We start from the raw sequence: 286 nt of genomic DNA, 5'->3' as shown, positions 1-286 counted from the left end.
GTTTCGCATCTTATTCGTAAATATCATGCTTATGGTGGTATTATTCTCTCAGCAAGTCACAATCCTGGGGGAAGAGAGGGAGATTGTGGCATCAAGTACAATATTGCCAATGGTGGTCCTGCTCCCGCTTCTTTATGTGATGCTGTTTTTGCAGCATCTAAGCGTCTTTCTTCTTATCGGATTATGGAGGTACCAGATATTGATTTAGAAAGAGAAGGTACAACTTTTTTAGGACCCATGCAGATTGATATAATTGATCCTGTCGCCGATTATGTCGCTTTGATGC

1 pseudogene is annotated in these 286 nt (G+C 41.3%); it reads left to right on the top strand.

The features are described 5' to 3' along the window. A pseudogene (locus ACFIO5_RS11660) lies at positions 1-286 on the top strand (alpha-D-glucose phosphate-specific phosphoglucomutase); the annotation flags it as partial.

The sequence above is a fragment of the Bartonella sp. AA86SXKL genome (genome assembly GCF_042196885.1).
Note: the sequence above shows the minus strand (reverse complement) of the source record. Positions and strands in the feature narration are given on the sequence as shown.